An 18,188-nucleotide genomic window follows, 5' to 3' on the forward strand; every position below is an offset into this window, starting at 1 on the left:
GGTGCCGGCCCGCACGGCGGAGGCGAGCGCATGACCGAGCGCCCCGCCGCGGGCCCCCTGAGCGCCGCGTCGCGCCGCCCTACCGCGCTCGGCAGGTACCGCCTGCTCAAGAAGATCGGCATGGGCGGGATGGCCGAGATCTGGGTGGCCTCCGTCGCGGGCATCTCGGGCGTGAGGAAGATCTGCGTCGTCAAGCGGATCCTCCCGCACCTCGTCGACAGCCCCGAGTTCGTGCGGATGTTCCTCGACGAGGCGCGCATCGCCGCCACCCTGGACCACCCCAACCTGGTCCAGATGTACGACATCGAGGAGGTCGACGGCGTGCCCGTGATCGCCATGGAGTACCTCCATGGCGAGGACCTCAGGACGATCAAGAAGTCGCTCCGGTCGGCGAACCGGCGGATGCCGGTCGAGCACGCGATCACCATCGCCGCCTCGGTCGCGGCCGGGCTCCACTACGCGCACGAGAAGGTCGGCTTCGACGGCAAGCCGCTCGACATCGTCCACCGCGACGTGTCCCCGCACAACGTGTTCGTCACGTACGACGGGGCCGTGAAGATCCTCGACTTCGGGATCGCGAAGGCGGCGAACCGCGTCAACGAGACGCGCGACGGCGCGCTCAAGGGCAAGGTCCCGTACATGTCGCCCGAGCAGTGCACGAGCGAGAAGCTCGATCGCCGGAGCGACATCTACTCGGTGGGCATCCTGCTCTACGAGATGTCGACGGGCAGCCGGCTGTTCCGGCGCGGCGCCACCGAGTTCGAGCTGATGCGGGCGATCGTCGAGGATCCGGTGATGCCGCCGAGCCAGGTGTGCGACGACTACCCGCCGGAGCTCGAGCGGATCGTGCTCAAGTGCATGGAGCGGGACCGGGAGAGGCGGTACGCGACGGCGCGGGACCTCCAGATCGACCTCGAGGCGTTCGCCCGGGAGGAGCGGCTCGCCACCTCGTCGCTCGCGCTGTCGTCGTTCATGGCGGAGCTGTTCGGCCAGCGGGTGGAGGCGTGGCGGGGCGCGCTCGCCTCGGAGACGGAGCTCCTGTCGCACATCGTCCAGAAGCAGGAGTCGACCCAGAGCGACGACTCGTCCGCGGGCGATCTCGACGTCGCGGGCGGGGCGCCGCAGGGCGCGCTCAGCGTCGAGCGCCCCGGCGGGGTCGCGACGAAGCTGTCGGCGCCGCTCTTCTCATCAGCGTCGCGGATCGAGGCCGCGCACGACCCGGATCCGCCGCCGCCGCGCTCGAGGAGGCTCCCGTCGCTCGTGGACGCCGGCCCCGGGGTCGAGCCCGAGGGGGCGCACGGGCCCCGGGCCCTCACGGTGACCAAGCGCCGGCTGGGCGGCCTGCTCATCGTCTCGATGTCGGGGCGGATGACCGAGGAGCTCCATGGCCTCGCGGTCGCGCGGGGCATCGCTGGCCGCGTGCTCTTCGACCTGGGCGGGGTGCAGCGGGTCACGTCGTTCGGCGTGCGCGAGTGGATGGCGATGCTGGCCGAGGTGTCGCGGAGCGCGCCCGAGATCTACGTCGGCCGCTGCACCGAGCCGATCGTGAACCAGGTCAGCATGATCCGCCGCTTCTTCGGCGACGGGCGCATCGTGTCGTTCTACGGCCCGTACCGGTGCGAGCGCTGCGGCGCCACGTTCGAGCGGCTGTTCGACTGCGACCGGGACGCGCACGTCGTCAGGGCGCACGATCCGCCCGCGAGCCCTTGCCCGCGCTGCGGCGGGGCGGCGGTGTTCGACGACGACGCCGAGAGCTACTTCGCGTTCGCGGCCGCGCACGCGGGGATCCAGCTGCCCGAGGACGTGCGGGCCGCGCTCGACGAGCTCGCGCGGCTCGACGCCGGGACCCACGAGGCGATCGAGAAGACGGTGGACGAGCGCGGGACGCGCATCCGCGTGCGCGGGAGGCTCGACGCGCACGTCCGGTGGAAGCGCGCGCTCGACGGGATCGAGGGGGATCTCGTCCTCGATCTCACGGCGGCGGCGGGGGTGACGCCCGAGGGGGCGCAGGCGCTCACGCTCTCGCTGCGCGCGCTGGGCGACGAGGTGACGTCGATCCAGATCGAGGGCTGTCCGGTCGCGCTGCTCGAGCACCTCGCCGCGGCGAGCCCCCCGCTCGGGGCGGCGGTGGTCTCGGCGCTCGTCGACGGCGCCTGCGCGCGGTGCAGCGCGCCCCGGCAGACGCTGCTCGACGTGCGGGAGGCGGCCCAGGCGGCGCTCGAGGACCGGGAGCCGTACATGCCGTGCAAGCGGTGCAACGCGCCGCTCTCGTTCGCGGCGCTCCTGCCGGTGCTGAAGCGGCTCGGCGCCGCGCTGGAGCCGGCGCGAGCGCCCTCCGGCGCGCCCGGGCCGGCCGCGACGAGGCGCTCCGCGGGGATGGCGCCGGCGGCAGCGGGGGCGGCGGCGGTGGCGGGCGCGGCGGGGGCGGGCGCGGCGGGGGCGGGCGCGGCGGCGGCGGGGGCGCTGGGTTCCGGGGCGGCGGGGGCGCTGGCTCCGGGGGCGCTGGCGGCGGGGGCGTCGGGAGCGCCGGCGGGAGCGCCGGCTTCCGGGGCGGCGGGGGCGCAGGCGGCGAAGGCGCCGGCGTCCGCGTCCGCGGCCAGGGCGCCGGCTTCCGGGGCGTCCGGGGTGCCAGCGTCGAGGGGGCCGGCGTCGGGCGCGTCCGGGGTACCGTCTTCGGAGGCGGCGACGGCGCGCCGGCGGGCGCGGCCCGCTGCCGCGGCCGGCGGGCCCGGGTCGCGCTGGGCGTTCGCGGCGGTCGGGGCGGCGGCGGCGCTGCTGGTCCTCAGCGTGGGCTACGCGTACCTGGGCTGGGGCCGCCCGCGCCCGGTCGCCGGCCCGAGCGCGGCGCCCGCGGCGAGCGCGAGGTGGCGCCCGGCGCCGCCGGCCGACGAGGTGCCTGCCTGGATGCAGCAGCCGTTCGCCGCCGAGGGCGACGCGATCTTCGTGGTCGGCGAGGGCGCCGGCGAGACCCGCGAGGCGGCGCTGTCGGTCGCGCGCGCCGACGCGATCTCCCGGCTCGCGAGCAACGTCGTGCCCGCGCTCGCGGGGTCGCAGGCGTACGCCTTCCTCGAGGCGCGCGGCGGCGGCGCGCGGCGGCCCGGCATGGCGGAGGCCGAGGCGAACCGTTACCTGAAGCAGGTCGGCGCGTTCGCCACCCCCGAGCGCGTCGACGCGCGCTTCCAGGAGCGCGACGGCGCCGTGATGGCCGTGGCGCGCTACCGCATGCGCAAGGAGAGCTTCGACGCGGCGGTGCAGAGCTACCGGCGCACGGCGAGCGCGTTCGGCATGACGGCGGTGCCCGTCTTTCCCCTGCTCGAAGGCGAGCTGAAGACGAGCGGCGACGCCGTCGTCGTGGCCGTGGACGAGCGCAGCCCCGCCCAGGCCGCGGGCGTCCGCGTCGGCGACGTGGTGGTCGCCGTCAACGGCCGGCCGCTCGCCAGCTTTGACGCGTTGCGTTATTCGCTGTCGAGCCTGCCGGAGGGCGCCGCGGTCGAGGTCACGGTCGAGTCGGGGGGCGCGCGGCGGACGATCGCGATCAAGAGCGCGAGCGGGGCGCGGAAGGGCGGCTGAGCGGCCATTGCGACGAGCGCCGCAATGGCGTCGCGGCGAATCGGCGGCGTCGCGGCGAATCGGCGGCGGCGCGGGCGTGAAATGCCGGCGCTCCGCGGCGGCGGAGCCGCTCCCGGCGCTCCGCGGCGGCGGTGTCGCTCTATGGCGTCGCTGAATTCGAGGCCGTCGGCTCGTCGGTCGCCGCGCCGCGCATCGACTGCGGTATGCTGGGCATTGCGGCGCGGCGTTCTCGGTCGGAGGCTTCGGACATGCGCGGCCTGGAAGAGATCCAAGGGCTGGAGATCGGGACGCTGATCGCCGGCAAGTACCGCGTGGATCGCCTGCTGGACAAGGGCGCGATGGGCGCGGTGATCGCCGCGACCCACATGGATCTCGGCGAGCTGCGGGCGATCAAGCTGCTGCTCCCGGCCACCGCGGCCGATCCGGAGATGTGCGAGCGTTTCCTCCGGGAGGCGCGGATCGCGGCGCGGCTGAAGAGCGAGCATGCGGTCAAGGTGCACGACGTCGGGCGGCTTCCGAGCGGGCTGCCCTTCATGGTGATGGAGTTCCTCGACGGCCGCGATCTCCGGGTCATCCGCAAGAAGCGGGGCCCGCTGCCGGTCGAGGAGGCGACGCTCTACGTGATCCAGGCCTGCGACGCGCTCGCGGAGGCGCACGCGCTGGGGCTCGTGCACCGCGACGTGAAGCCGGCCAACCTCTTCTTGACGCATACCCGCGAGAACGCGCCGTGCATCAAGGTGCTCGACTTCGGGATCTCCAAGGTGTCGGAGGCGGCGTCGCTGGGCGTCTCCGAGATGCGGACGAGCACGGGTCAGATGCTCGGGACGCCGCACTACATGCCTCCGGAGCAGATGCGCGGGCAGCGCGACGTCGACGCGCGCGCGGACATCTGGGCGGTGGGGTCGCTGCTGTATGTCCTGCTCACGGGCCGGTATCCGATGCACGCCCGCTCGGTGCAGACGGTCTCGCTGGTGCTCGGCGGCAAGTTCGTGCCGCCGCTGCCGTCGCAGGTCCGCCGCGGGCTCACGCCGGAGATCGATCCGATCATCATGCGGTGCCTCGAGCGGGATCGCGACCGGCGCTGGCCCGATCTGGCGGAGCTCACGCTGGCGCTCCGCCCGTTCGCGCCGCCCGCGGCGGAGCCGCTCGTCGAGCGCATCCAGCGCGTCCTCCGCGGGGGCCTGCGCGACTCGACGTCCGGCGCGCGGGCGGGCGTGGACGGAGAGGGCGCGGGGGAGCGCGGCCCAATATCCGCGGCCACGGGCTCCGGTCCGCCTTCGAGCGGCGCGGCGTTCGCGCTGCCCGCGGGGGGGCGGTCTTCGCCGGTGCCGCCGCCGTCGGCGCCGGGGGAAGAGGTCGATCCGGTGGAGCAGAGCGAGGTCGCCACCCTGCCGGACACGCCGCGCGCGCGGGCGGAGGCGACGCTGGCGGCGGAGGGCGAGGCGGCGGTCGCGGCGGCGGGCGAGGCGGCCGCGGTGCCGGGCGAGGCGGCCGCGGTGCCGGGCGAGGCGGCCCCTATGCCGGCCGCGTCGTGCGCGCAGGCGGCCGGCCCCGTGGCGCCGAGCGAGGCGGTCACCGCTTCGGCCAGGACGCGGGTCGACGTCGACGAGGATGTCGAGATGGCGCTCGTCGATGCGAGCGCGCGCGGCAGGGACTCCTCGGCGACGTGGGAGCGGCGGTTGCGCTCGCCCTCCCGGGCGAGCTTCGTCGTGGCGGCGCTGGCGGCGGTGATCGTCGCCGCGCTGCTCGTGAGCGGCGCTCATCCCGGGGAGCCGCCGCCGGGCCCTCGCGCTTCCGGTGCGACGCCCGCGGTCGCCCCTGCGCACGAGGCGCGCGGCGCCGATGCTGCGGGTCAGGCCCTCCCGTCCCCCGTGGCGTCCTCGGCGCCCCTGCCACCTCCGTCCGGGCCGGTGGCGGACCTCCAGCGCGGGGCGCTCCGGGATCCGATCGGGCGCATGGCTCGCGACCCCTCGGGGCGCGCCGCGGCGGTGCCGGGGCTTCCCGCGAGCCGGAGCCTTCCGGTTCCGGGGTCGTCCCCGCGGCAACAGGGGATACCGGTCAGCGCTCCTCCTCGATGACGCAGAGGAGAGGACTAGTTCCACCCGCCGGGAGTCCGGAGAGAGCTCAACGCAAAGGCCCCGGCGACGGGGCCGACGCGGGGTGCATCTGCTGCAACGCATAACGAATGCCGCTCTGGAGCGTGCCAGATGTCACGATCGATCCCAGATCGATGCCCAGCTCCACGAGGGTCTGCGCCACCGACGGCTTGATCCCCGTGAGCACGACCTTCGCGCCGACGAGGCCGACCGCCCGAGCGGCGCGGACGAGGGAATCTGCCACGCTCGAGTCGACGTCGCGAACGCCGGTGATGTCCAGGATCGCGACGGACGCCTGCCTCGCGACGACGCCGTCGAGGAGCGTGTCGAGCACCTGGTTCGCGCGGGTGCTATCGATGGTGCCGATGAGCGGCATGACGACGATCTTGTCGGCGATCGGGATCAACGGGGTGCTGAGCTCTCGCACGGCCGCCGCATGCGCTTCTCTCTCATCCGAGAGCTGCCGTGCGATGTGCTCTGACGTGACGTCCCAGAAGATACCCTGGATCCCCACGATCTCGCCGCGCAGGTCGCGCACCGGCGCCTTGATCACCTTGACGTAGATCATCTCTCCGGTCGTAGGCACCCTGTGCTCCTCGATCGTCTCGAAGGCCTGACCGGTCTTCAACAAATGGGCGTCATCTTGCTTGTACTTCTCGGCCAGCTCGCGCGGGTAGATATCGAACGGCGTTTTTCCGCGAAGCTGCTCCATGGACATCCCCACCGACGCGAGGAGCGCGCGGTTCGCGAAGACACACCGCCCGTCCAGATCGCTCCGGTAGATGCTTTGAGGGAGCATGTCGAGGAGCGACAGATGAACGAGGTCGCGCTCGCGCCAGGCTTTCTCCGCGAGCTCCAGCTCGGCGACGCGTTGACGCAGACTGCTCAGCTCGTCTCGGTCATCCTGACCCTTCATCATTGGAATGCCCCCTCCGTGCCGTGCACGGTCCGCACCGGATCGAGGCGTAGCATGGGTGCGCCTCGCTCCACAACAAGCTCGCCCCTGTGAGCCAGGACGCGAACAGCCGTTCGATCGCGGCCGTATCGCCCTCTGCGGACGTCGCGTGGTCCGAGCCTGTCTGCCCCTGCCGAGCCCGCCGGAGAACACAGGGGATCAAGACCAGGCGCCGTGTGCGTCAGCGTGCGACGCCATGCTCGGCAGGCCATGTGAGCGTCGTTTGTGGAACAGAGGCGCGCCCGTGCTCACGTCGCCGTACTCACATTGTTTGAGCGGCCGCTGCCCGGAACCGTCTTCCGTCTTCCGTCTTACCTCCCGCGTGCGTGCGCGTGCGCGCTGACTCCGGGAAATCGCGCACGCGCACGCGCACGGACGACGAGCACGGGAGAGGGCAGACGGGAGAGGGCAGACGGGAGAGGGCAGACGGGAGAGGGCAGACGGGAGAGGGGCGACGGGAGAAGGAAGAGGGCTGACCGCTCTAACGCACCAAGCCGCCAGAGAGGAACGGCATACCGGCAGTCCTCGCGGCGTCCTTGGCCCCTCGGCTTCGGGCGAGGTGGGCTCAACGCATCCTGAGCGCGCCGCGGCGGCCGCTCACTTGCTCTGCCCGATGACGCCGCAACCGATGCGCCCACCCGCGTTCCCGGCAGGCTGGCTGCCATCGTCCTGCTTCTCGTGGACGATGATGGCGCGCCCGAGGAAGGAGTTCGGCGCGCCCTGCTTGAGGTTCGCCCCCTTGGCGACGATCTCGTGGGTCCCGGTCCCGTCGGCCTTGACCTCGATGTTGCCGAGATCGCCGAGGTGGCGCGCCGACGCGTCCGGCAGGCCGTGCTGGTGGTTCTCGGGGTTGTAGTGCGCGCCCGCGCTCTTCGCGTCCGGCGCGCTGCAATCGCCGGTCTCGTGCACGTGCACGGCGATCTTGCCCTTGGGCGCGCCCGAGACCTGGACGGCGACCTTCACGCCGCCCTCGACCTCGGTGAAGGTCGCGGAGCCCTTCAGCTTCGACTTGCTCCGCGCCTCGATGGGCACCTCGACGGTCGCAGGCGCCGCGGGCGCAGGCGCCTCGCCGCCACCCTCCGGGGTGGCCGCGGCCTCGGGGGCCGCCGGCTCGGGCGCGGGCGCCGGGGTCGCCTCCGGCGCGGGCTGCGGCTGGGCGGGCACGTCGGGGACCGCAGGGGCCGGCTCGGGCGAGCCGCCGCAAGCGGCAGCGACCAGGACGAACGAGGCGAGCAGCGAGAGACGATGGGCCGGTTTCATCACAGCGGAGACCTCCAGGTTCGTGAGGCGTTGGACCTCCGCCGTCTCGTAGGCCGGACCCGGCGAGCGATCAATCGGCGAGCCCAACAATCGTCCGCCGCCGCCGGCGCCCTGGCCCCGCGGAGACCCGAGGATTCAGGGCCCGCCCGACGCCGGCCCCGACGCTGCAATGAACGAGGCGCGGAGTCCACCTCCGCGCCTCCGAGCTCAGCGGCGCGAGCTCGAGCTCACTTCTCGGCCGGGCAGCCGATGGGCGCGGTGCCGATCACGACGTCATCGATCCACATCGCGCGGGGCGCGTCGCTCTGGTAGGACTCCCAGCCCAGGCCGATGCTGGTGAACTCCGGCGCGGTCCACTCGTAGTTCTCCACGCCGTTGGCGCAGCCCTGGCCGGTCCCGGACATCGTGAGCTCGGGGATCTCCGTGCCGTCCATCGAGAAGCGCATCTCGTTCTTCGGCCCGTCGAACGTGAACTCGACGCACGTCCACTTGCCCACCGGGACCACCTTCCCCTCGGCGTGGTGCCAGCAGTCCGTCGCCGGCCCGGTCGGGGGATTGGTCCACTGCCCGGGCGTATCGTAGTTCGCCATGAGCTGGCTGCCGCTCGCGCTCGGATGCTGGCCGCCGTAGCGGTACACGGCCGTGTAGGGCATCCCATTGAAATCCTTGCCCGGAACGGTGCCCGCGCCGTCGATGATGGTCCAGTGCACGTCCGTGTCAGGCGCGGCCTCGAGGAAGAACATCATGCGTCCATGGATGACGTTCCCGTCGACGGGCAGGGCCGCCGCGTCCTTGAACTGGATCATCGCGGACTTGTAGTTGTTCTCTCCCGAGCTCTCGGGCGTGGTCACCTTGACGGACTTGGTGCCGCTGTACGCCATGGCCGTGTCGACCGTGACGGCCGAGCCATCCATCGCCGTGTAGACCGTCCACTTGCTGCCGGGCGCGCCCTGGGCCTCGTACGACTCGAAGTCATCGCAGATCAGCGCCCCGTCGGCACAGGCCGAGCCGCCGCCGCCCTCACCGCCCGCGCCAGCGCCGCCGGTGCCCGTCGTGGCGCTGCCGGTTCCGCCGCCGCCCGTGCCCGTACCGCCGCCGCCCGTGCCTGTCGCGCCGCCGCCCGTGCCGCTGCCGGTCGAGGTCGTCGCCGTCGTCCCGTTGCCATCGTCATCCGAGCACGCGCCTGCGCCCACTCCAGACGTCACGAGCAGGCCCAGCAAGATAATGCCATGTCGAAGCTTCATGTCGGTTCTGTCCTCCGCGGCGACTATTGCACGAGCGCGTCGCGTGGTTCAAGAACGAACGCTTTTGGCAGATCGCGCGATCCACGGGCTCGATCCCGCGTGGCGCGGCGAGCGCGGTGACGCGGGTGACGCCAGAATTACCCCTTGAATCACCGGCCTTTGCGCGGCTCCCAGCGCGCGAGAGCCCTCAGGCGCCGTCGGCCTCGCCGCCGATTCGCCCCATGTTAACGTTCACCAAGATCGCCTCCGGCGCCATCGCATAGAGCTTCTCCTCTCCCTGCTTGCCCCGGATCCGGACGAGCGCGGGCATCGCCCCTGTCGGGCTCCCGGTCGCGGCGAACGTCGCCTCATCCATCAGCAGGCCACCGGCCTTCGCCTGTGCCTGAATCCGAAACGCGGTGTTCACACGATCGCCGATGATCGTGAACTCCCGCCTGCCGCTCGACCCGATGCTCGCGAGCAGGACCGGCCCTGTCGCGAGCCCGAGCCGCGTCGGGAAGGCGGGCCGGCCCCGCGAGCGCTGGTGTTCGTTGAAGGCCGCGATGCTCCGCTGGATCCGCTGCGCCGCCGCGAGCGCGTCCGGCGCGCTCCGGAAGAACGCGAGCATGCCGTCGCCCACGTACTTGTCGACCTCGCCCTCATGGTCGTAGACGACCTGCGCCACCGTCGCCATGTACAGGCTGAGATCCGCGAGCAGCGGCCCCGGCTCCTCCTGCTCCGAGAGCCGCACGAACTCCTCGATGTCGCTGACCAGCACCGTCAGCACCTCGCGCGCCGGCGCGCTCGGCCGGTTCGACGACACGCTCTCCTCGATGCTCTCCCACGCCCGGTCCGAGAGGTACCCGCGCAGCGCCGCGTGCATCTGGCGCACCTGCGCGTAGCGCTCCTCGAGCTCCTTGCGCTGCCGCTCGAGCTCCCGGCGCTGCCGGTGCAGGAGCAGCTGCGTCCCCACCCGCGCCAGCACCTCGCGCAGCTCGAACGGCTTCGTCACGTAGTCGACGCCGCCCGCGTCGAACGCCATCACCTTGTCGCCGATGCCGGTCATCGCGCTCAGGAAGATGACCGGGATGTCCGCCGTCCGCGCGTCCGCCTTGAGCCGCCGGCACACCTCGTAGCCGTCCATGTGGGGCATGCTCACGTCGAGCAGGATGAGGTCCGGCGGCACCGCCGACGCCGACATCAGCGCCATCGCGCCGCTGATCGCCGCCCGCACCTCGTACCCCTGCGCCGTCAGCATCGAGGTGAGGAGCGACAGGTTCGCCGGCATGTCGTCCACGATCAGGATGTTCGCGGGCTCCTCCCGGGCGCGCTCCGGCCGCGCGCCCGAGGCCGCCCCGCGAGCGAGCGGCTTTGCGTCCGTGTCCGTCATGACGGCTCCTCCTCGTCGGCGCTCGATAGCGCCAAGATGCTGTCGAAGCGATACCCCCGCGCGAGCTCGGCCACCGCGCCCGCGAGCTCCGCGTCCTCCGGCCGGAACCGGTCGATCGCCGCCTGCACGGCCTTGGCGTCGAGCCGCGTCGCCGCCCGCCGGAGGTCCTTGCGCAGCGACGCGGGCAGCCCCGCCGCCGCGCGCGCGAGGTCGACCGCCGGCGGCCCCGCCGGCCGCCGCTCCGCGGGGCCCTCCTCGAGCTCGAAGCGGGCGCCGAGGTGCTTCGTCAGGAGGTTGAAGATCTCGGCGTCGCGGAACGGCTTGCTCAGGAAATCGTCGCACCCGGCCTCCGCCGCGAGCGACCGGTTCTGCTCGAACGCGCTCGCGGTCATCGCGACGACGACGGTCTCCCGCCCGCGCGGGCTCGACTTGATGCGGGTCGCCGCCTCGTAGCCGTCGAGCAGCGGCATCCGGAGGTCGAGCAGGACGAGGTGCGGCGACCACGTCTCCCACTGCGCCACCGCGCCGAGGCCGTTGGTCGCGCTGCGCACCTCGACGCCCACCGAGTCGAGCAGCTTGAGCAGGCAGTGGCGCACGTCCCACCGGTCGTCGACCACGAGCACGCGGTACCTCGGCTGCCCCGGCGAGAGCCCCACGACCCGCCGCGCGCGCGGCGCAGCGCCGCCCGGTCGCGCGTCGCCCGCGTCGGCCAGCGTGAGGCGCACGTCGAAGCGGAGCGTCGTCCCGCGGCCGGGCTGGCTCTCGACCTGCATGTCGCCCCCCATCATCCGCACGATGCGCCGGCTGATGTGCAGCCCGAGGCCGGTGCCCTCGCCGGACCTCCGCCCGGTCGCGGTCTGCCCGAACGCCTCGAAGAGCTCCTCGATCTCCTCCTTGACCATGCCCCGGCCGGTGTCGACCACCTCGAACGACACCCGCACCCGCGCCGCCGCCGCGCCGTCGTGCGCGCCGCCCTCACGCACGCCTGTAGAGCGCCGCGCCCAGGCGCGCAGCGTCACCGACCCCCGGGGCGTGAACTTGAGCGCGTTGCCGAGCAGGTTGATCAGCACCTGCCGGAGCTTCCCCTCGTCGCCGTGGACGTGCTGCGGCACGTCCTGCTCCCGCTCGATCGCGAGCGTGAGCCCCCGCTTCTGCGCCTCGACCGAGAACATCTCCGACAGCCCCGAGAGCAGGGCGTGGAGGTCGAAGTCGGCGTCGACGAGCGTCATCCGGCCGGCCTCGATCTTCGCCATCTCGAGGATGTCGTTCACGAGGCCGAGCAGGTGCTCGCCGCTCTTGCAGATGACCATGAGGTTCTCGCGGTGGCGGTGGCCGAGCGAGAGGTCGCGCTCCATGAGCTGCGCGAAGCCGAGGATCGAGTTGAGCGGCGTCCTGAGCTCGTGGCTCATGTTGGCGAGGAACGTGCTCTTCGCCCGGCTCGCCGCCTCGGCCTCCGCCCGCGCCCTGCGCGCCTCCTCCTCGGCCCGCCGCGCCTCGACGAGCTCCTCGCCGAGCCGTTGCTCCGCGGCGCGGCTGACCGCGAGCTCCTGCTCCTTGCGCTCGAGGGCGCGCTCGCAGGCGAGGAGCCGCCGGCGGAGCGCCCAGAGGACGACCACAAGGAGGGTCCCGACGACCACCGAGGCGGAGATCCCGACCAGCTGCATGCGATAAGCCCCCCACCCACCTGCTGGACGGCGGGATGGGCCGGAGCGCCGATCCCGCCCGAAGGCAGCGATCAGCGTACAGGAGTTCGGGACAGCGCGTGCGGCCGGCGTTCGGCCGCGCCGCGCGGCGCCGCCACGGAAGCGGCGCGCTCGTCAGGCGGCCCACGGAACCGCCCCGCCGCAGCGCGGCGCGGCGGTCGCTGTCCTGCACGCTGGGTGCATCTCTGCACGCGTTGCCGGCGTCACGGCGCGCCGGCGTCGTCCGGCACGGGCCGCCGACGGGGCGTGAGGATCGCGTCGGGCGGCGGCGCGCCGGCGTCCCCGCGCGGCGCGGCGCTGCCCCCGAGGGCGGGCGGCTCCGCCGGCGCGGGCGGCTCCCTCGGCGCGGGCGGCTCCCTCGGCGCGAGCGACGGCTGGCGGAGGCCGCGCAGCGAGGCGAGCCGCTCGACGAGGGCGCCGGCCTCCTCGGCCGACAGCTTGACGCGGGCGTGGAGCGCCTTGCCGTCGGCGGCGATCGCGACGCGCTCGAGCACGGCCCCGAGGCCGATGAGCCGCGTCGCGAGGTCGCCCGCGCGCGCGTCGCGGGCGGCGCGCAGCTGCGCGCCGAGCTCGGCGCAGGGGGCCTCGGCGTCGCAGAGGACGGCGCCGTGGACGGCGATCTCGGGGCCGAGCGCGACCGCGGCGCCGCCGGCGACGATCGACGCCGCGGGCGCCCGGCCGGCGCCGCTCAGCGCGAGCTCGCGCCCGAGCTCGGCGCGCTGCTCGGGCGTGAGGACCACGGTGACGCGCGCCGCGCCCTCGCCGACCGCGCGGGCGATGTGGTCGTGCGCGCCGCTCGCGCCGACCGTCGCCGCGCGCCCCTCGGCGGCGTCGACCATGGCGCGCAGGTACGCGCCGCCGCCGAGCAGGATCGGCCCGCCGGGGCGCACGGCGATCTCGCCGCGGCCCTCGTCGCTCGAGTCCCGCACCGCGCGGAAGCTGCCGAGCCCGGCGACGACGGGCTTGCCGCCGCGGGCCTCGATGACCTTCGAGGCGCACGCGAGCAGCGCCTCTGCCTGGACGGCGCCGGCCGCGACGAGCCCGAAGTCGCCGCCCTCGCCCGCCGCCGGGATGGCGATGGCGACCTCGGTGAGCCCGGCCAGCGGGTCGAAGCCGCACACGTCGCGCACCTTGCCGAGCCCCGGGATCTCGCGCTCCTCGCGCAGGAACGAGGCGAACGCGGGAGAGGCGCGCAGCGCCGGTAGATCGAGCGTCGCGACGAGCAGCGCGCCCGCCGGCACGGCGTCGAGCGCGCGGGGCGCGGCGGGGGGGCTCTCCCGCCGCCGGCCGAGCAGCCAGGCGAGCCCGCCGCCGAGCAGGACCCCGACGAGCAGGAGCACGAGGCCGTCTCTGGTCCGCGTCTGCACGCGCGACCCGTTAGCACACGGGCGCGGCGGACGCCCCGCGCGCGGCGCCTACGCCCCGGTGCGCGGCGGCGGAGACCAGCGCGTCCCGTGGACGATGTCGAACACGGGCACGGTCACGTTGAAATTCCAGCGCTTCATGAGCCGCGGGTCGTGGTGCCGCCGGTGGTGCTCGCGGAGCCGCGCGAGCCCCGGGACGCGGTACACCGGGCTCTCCGCCGGCAGGTGATACGCGAGGTGCAGCCACTCGTAGCCGACGAAGAACGCCATCGCCGTCGCGAGCCCGAGCAGCGCCGCGTCGCGCGAGAACAGGAGCGCCGCGCCCGCGGCGAGCGGCAGCAGCAGGGCGAGGAGCAGGAGCGCCGAGTAGGGCGGCGTCAGCACCAGCCAGAGCTCGCGGGCGCTCCGCAGCGCCATGTCGTCGGCGGTGAAGGCGAGGTGGTGCTCGCGCTCGTGCCGCTCGCAGAGCACGCCGAGCAGCGGCGCCCGGCGGTGCAGCACCGACCGGTGCGCCCACCACTCGAAGGCGAAGGCGAGCAGCAGCGTCGCCGGCACCGCGAGGAGCTCGACGGCCTCGACGGCGTCGAGGAGCCACACCGCCGCCGCGAGCACGAGCGCGCCGAGCGCCGTGGGCGCCGCGAGGTGGAGCGCCGGGGAGTACCCGCGCGGGATCCGCGCCGCGATCGCCGCGCGCCGCGGCGGCCGCGGCCGCCGCGGCGGAGCCGGCTCGTTCACAGCCATCGAAGACTATGAATTTCAAAAAAACAGAACGCAAGCGCGGGCGGGGGCGCCGGCGCGGTGGCGCGCTCAGCTTTCCTGGCGCTCTTCCTGACGATCCGCACGATCCGCACGCTCCGCGCCGTCCTCGGGCGCGTCTCCGTCCGCCGCGGGCGCGTTCCGCTCGAACAGCCCGCCGATGGCCTCGCCGATGCGGCCGATCTTCGCGGCGAGCAGCACCACGATGAGCAGGAAGGCCGTCAGGGCGATCTCGTTCGGGGAAGCGCCGAGCACCATGTGGCGAGGTCTACCACGCTGCGCGCGCCGCGGGGCCCGCGCGGCGCTCGGCGGGGCGCGCCACGCGCCGCGAGCGCCCGCCCACGCGCCGCGAGCGCCCGCTCACGCGCCGGCGATCTGCGGCGGAAGAGCCGCTGCGCGGCGGGAACACCCGAGGCGCCGCGAACCCGTTTGACAGCCCGCCTGCGACCGTTGAGAGTCCAGGCGATACGGGGGCCTGGGTGCTGCTCCGCTGGGCCGCCGCCACGAGATGACCGCCGTGTCCGAGCTCCGCGACGACCACGAAGCCGTGCAGGCGCGCCTGCGCGCGGGCGCCATCCTCCTGGCCGACGCCTCGGCGGAAGGGGCGGCGATCGGCGCGGCGCTGCGGGCCCGGGGCTTCGAGGTGATCGCGGCGCCGATCGACGCGCTCGAGGCGCGCCTCGCGAGCGACGCGCCGCGCGTCGTGATCGTCGACATCGACGAGCCCGGCGCGATCGAGGCGCTCGAGCGCCTCTACCTCCGGGCGGGCGGCGTCGCCGCGTCCGTGCTCCTCGTGGGCGATCCGGTCCGCTCCGCCGAGCTCGATCCGCAGCTGTTCGGGCAGGTGTTCGAGCGTCCGGTCGACATCGCCGAGCTCGCCGCGCACGTGAGCGCGGTCGCGGAGCCGGGGCGCTTCCGCGGGGATCATGCCGCCGCGGCGCGGATGCCGTCGGGCTACTCGAGCCCGGTCGACAGCGAGGTCCCGTCGAACCCGGACTTCGCCAGCGATCTCGACCCCCTCGACGTCGGCTCGGTGCTGCCGCCGCCGGAGGACGGCGACGCGGTCGGCCCGCGGCTGCTGCCGGCGCGGATCAGCCCGGAGCTCGAGGAGATCCTCGTCGCCGCCGAGCAGCGGGTCACGGCGAAGGCGCACCCGTCGAGCATCCCGGCGGCCGAGGAGGACGTCGACCTGATGCTGTCGCCGGAGCTGCTCTCGGCGCTCGACGAGCCGCTCGATCCGGAGGAGGACGAGCAGCACACCGGCGCGAGCGCGGGCCAGGCGCCGCTCGGCGCCGGCGCGGCGTCGCAGCCGAGGACCAGCTCCGATCCGCACGGCGCCGCGGCCGCGCTGCACCCGCCGGCCACGCGCGCCGAGCACACCGGGCCCGGCGACTTCCTCGCCGAGCTCGCCGAGCCGGGCGAGGACGAGAGCGACGGCGAGCTCCACGCCGATCCGTCGCTCGACGCGCCGTTCGCGACGAAGCGCGCCGGGCTCGAGCTCGCGGCGCTCTCGATCGACCTGCCGGGCAGGGAAGAGCGCGACCACGGCGCCCCGGCCCGCAGGAGCGGCGGGCGCGACGCCGCGCCGCCGACCCCGCGCGAGGCGGGCCGGCCCCACGGCTTCGGGTCGCCGCCGCCGCGCACGGAGTCCCCGTGGGAGCGCTCGCCCGCGCCTTCGCCCGCGCCGCGCGAGGAGCCCGCGTGGGACCGCGCGCTGCCGTCCGCCGCGCGCGGCGAGGACCTCGACTGGCGCGCCCCGTCGGCGCGCCTCGAGCCGAGCGTGCGCCAGCGTTACACCGAGCCGCCGCCGACCCGGTCGCGCGGCGCCCGCGACCCGCGCGCGCCCGGCTTTCCGCCGCCGCCCCCGCCGCCGCCGCCCCCGCCGGGCGTCGCGTTCGTGTCGCCGCCCTCGGTCGAGGTGAGGACCGCGCTGCTGCCGCCGGGCGGCGGGGCCGAGCCCGAGCCGCTGCCGCCCGCGCAGGTCCGCTCCGCCGCGGGGGCGCGCGCGCCGACGCCCCCGGGCGGGCCCGCCACGCTGGGCGCGGGGACGCTCGGGCGCGGCCTCCTGCCGCCGATCCCGCCGAGCACGCCGGGCGCGCTCGGCCGCATGCCGCTGCCGGCGCCGCCCTCCGTGGCGATCTCCGGCGCGGCCTTCCGCGGGCCGGCGCCCTCGCCGCCGATGCCGCCCGCGCCCTCGCCGCCGATGCCGCCCGTGCCCTCCGGGCCCGCCACGGTCAGCACGGGCGCGCTCGGCCACGCGCCGCCGCCGCAGATCGTCGAGGAGGCGCCGATCTCGAGCGACGCCTCCTCGACCACGGTGCTCGGCCCGGGCGACGCGCCGCGCGCGCTCGCCCGCGCGGTGGGCAGCCGCGCCTCCGGCTCCCTCGCGATCGCGACCGAGGAGGGCGCGCGGCGGATCGTCCTGCACGAGGGCGATCTCGTCACGGCCGGCTCGAGCGTCCCGGAGGAGACGCTGCTCGCGTTCCTGGTCGGGCGCGGCGACCTCGAGCGCGAGGTCGCCGCGCGGCTCGCGGGCAAGCTCCCCGCGTCGGGCCGGCACGCCGGCGCGGCGCTCATCGCGCACGGCCACCTCGGCCAGGACGACCTCTGGCCGGTCCTGCGCGCGCACGCCGAGTGGGTCATCGGCCACGTCGTGCTCGTCGAGGCCGGCACGTGCGATCTGGAGGCCGAGCCGCCGGGCCGCCTCAAGGCCGAGCCCAACGTCTTCGGCGGCGCGACCGGCGCCGAGGTCTTCGTCGAGACGATCCGCCGCGTGATCGCCCCCGAGGTCGCCCTGCGCCGCCTGGGCGGCCCCGGCGCGCGCCTCGACGACGGGGCCCGGCGCAACCTGCTCGGCGAGTGCGCGCTCCGGCGCGAGGAGGAGGAGCTCGTGCGCACCGCGCGCGGCCGGAGCGTCGGCGAGCTCGTGAACGCGGCGGAGCCCGAGAACGCCAGCGTGCTCTACGCGCTCGTCTGCCTGGAGGTGCTCGACGTCCTCATCCCGCCGTCGATCACCGAGGCGCCGCCCCCGCCGGTCGAGGATCCGCTCGACGAGGAGGCGATCCGGCAGCGCGTCCGGGCGCGGCTCGCGCTGGTGGAGGACGGGGACTACTTCTCGATCCTGGGCATCCCGCGCGACGCGACGAACTACGAGATCCGCCGCGCGTACCTCGCGCTCCGGAAGGCGTTCGAGCCGTCGACCCTGCTGACCGCCGCGACCGTGGACCTGCTCGACGACGTGCGGCTGGTCATCGAGGTGCTCGACGAGGCCTACGAGATCCTGCGCGAGCCGCACCGGCGGGAGCGGTACCGGCGGGCGATCGAGGCGGGGCCGCCGTAGCGGGCGATCGAGGCAGCGCCGCCGTAGCGGGCGATCGAGGCAGCGTCGCCGCTCGTCGAGCGGACCGAGGTCCGCCCCTTGCAAGCGCCCGCGCTGCAGGAGGCATCATGTCCAAGGCGAGCGCATTCATCGAAGCCCTGCGCCGACTCGAAGAGAGCGGCGACGTCGAGCCCATGGCGCGGCTGTTCGCGCCCGACGCCGAGCTCAGCAATCCGACGATCTCGAGGCCGCTCCACGGCCCGGAGGGAGCCCGCGAGTTCTGGCGCGGCTACCGCCACACCTTTGGCGAGGTGCGATCCGAGTTCCGGTGCATCGCCGAGTCCGACAGGGCCTCTCTCCTCGAGTGGAAGAGCCACGGAACGCTGGCCCATGGAGCGGTGTTCTCGTACGAGGGCGTGAGCGTCATCGAGCACCCGGCCGGCCTCATCAAGCGGTTCAAGGCGTACTTCGATCCGAGGGCGCTCGGGCTCCAGCTGGGGCGCGCGGCATAACGCCTCGCTTCCGCGGGAGCGCGCCGCGGAATGCCATGGC

At 74.6% G+C, this 18,188-nt stretch carries 12 protein-coding genes; 4 read left to right on the forward strand and 8 right to left on the reverse strand.

The features are described 5' to 3' along the window. Positions 1 to 30: 30 nt before the first annotated feature. Together WMF33_RS46560 and WMF33_RS46565 are read left to right on the forward strand one after the other, a co-directional pair. The gene (locus WMF33_RS46560; protein WP_437334587.1) at positions 31 to 3,570 is read left to right on the forward strand and encodes a protein kinase domain-containing protein; all 3,540 of its coding nucleotides are present in this window, start codon (positions 31 to 33) and stop codon (positions 3,568 to 3,570) included. 131 nt (positions 3,571 to 3,701) lie between these two features. Further along, entirely contained in the window at positions 3,702 to 5,648 is a 1,947-nt protein-coding gene (locus tag WMF33_RS46565) for a protein kinase domain-containing protein (protein ID WP_437334588.1), read from the forward strand. Between the two features lie 46 nt (positions 5,649 to 5,694). Here the strand turns inward: WMF33_RS46565 and WMF33_RS46570 are convergent, their stop codons facing one another. The 8 genes from WMF33_RS46570 to WMF33_RS46605 form a co-directional block, all read right to left on the reverse strand. Next, entirely contained in the window at positions 5,695 to 6,465 is a 771-nt protein-coding gene (locus tag WMF33_RS46570) for a PAS domain-containing protein (RefSeq protein WP_437334589.1), read from the reverse strand. Positions 6,466 to 7,218: 753 nt separating this feature from the next. Further along, a complete protein-coding gene (locus WMF33_RS46575; protein WP_437334590.1) occupies positions 7,219 to 7,881 on the reverse strand; it encodes a superoxide dismutase family protein in 663 nt (220 codons plus the stop codon). Between the two features lie 227 nt (positions 7,882 to 8,108). After that, on the reverse strand, positions 8,109 to 9,125 hold the full coding sequence (locus WMF33_RS46580) for a hypothetical protein (protein ID WP_437334591.1): 1,017 nt from the start codon (positions 9,123 to 9,125) through the stop codon (positions 8,109 to 8,111). 187 nt (positions 9,126 to 9,312) lie between these two features. Further along, entirely contained in the window at positions 9,313 to 10,494 is a 1,182-nt protein-coding gene (locus tag WMF33_RS46585) for a response regulator (protein ID WP_437334592.1), read from the reverse strand. Further along, on the reverse strand, positions 10,491 to 12,158 hold the full coding sequence (locus WMF33_RS46590; protein ID WP_437334593.1) for an ATP-binding protein: 1,668 nt from the start codon (positions 12,156 to 12,158) through the stop codon (positions 10,491 to 10,493). Before WMF33_RS46590 ends, WMF33_RS46585 begins: the two co-directional genes overlap by 4 nt. Positions 12,159 to 12,400: 242 nt before the next feature. Further along, positions 12,401 to 13,564 (reverse strand): hypothetical protein, encoded by a 1,164-nt coding sequence (locus tag WMF33_RS46595; protein ID WP_437334594.1) that lies wholly within the window; start codon positions 13,562 to 13,564, stop codon positions 12,401 to 12,403. A gap of 48 nt (positions 13,565 to 13,612) precedes the next feature. Further along, positions 13,613 to 14,302 (reverse strand): sterol desaturase family protein, encoded by a 690-nt coding sequence (locus tag WMF33_RS46600; protein ID WP_437334595.1) that lies wholly within the window; start codon positions 14,300 to 14,302, stop codon positions 13,613 to 13,615. A gap of 66 nt (positions 14,303 to 14,368) precedes the next feature. Then, positions 14,369 to 14,575: a hypothetical protein gene (locus WMF33_RS46605; protein ID WP_437334596.1), complete on the reverse strand. Its 207-nt coding sequence runs from the start codon at positions 14,573 to 14,575 to the stop codon at positions 14,369 to 14,371. Between the two features lie 259 nt (positions 14,576 to 14,834). Between WMF33_RS46605 and WMF33_RS46610 the strand changes: the two genes are divergently transcribed. Together WMF33_RS46610 and WMF33_RS46615 are read left to right on the forward strand one after the other, a co-directional pair. Continuing rightward, on the forward strand, positions 14,835 to 17,657 hold the full coding sequence (locus tag WMF33_RS46610; protein WP_437334597.1) for a hypothetical protein: 2,823 nt from the start codon (positions 14,835 to 14,837) through the stop codon (positions 17,655 to 17,657). A 107-nt stretch (positions 17,658 to 17,764) separates the two neighbouring features. After that, complete coding sequence (locus WMF33_RS46615) at positions 17,765 to 18,148, forward strand: nuclear transport factor 2 family protein (RefSeq protein ID WP_020741633.1); 384 nt, start codon at positions 17,765 to 17,767, stop codon at positions 18,146 to 18,148. Positions 18,149 to 18,188 lie beyond the last annotated feature (40 nt).

Source organism: Sorangium sp. So ce394 (assembly GCF_051474665.1).
Lineage (GTDB): Bacteria > Myxococcota_A > Polyangia > Polyangiales > Polyangiaceae > Sorangium > Sorangium cellulosum_D.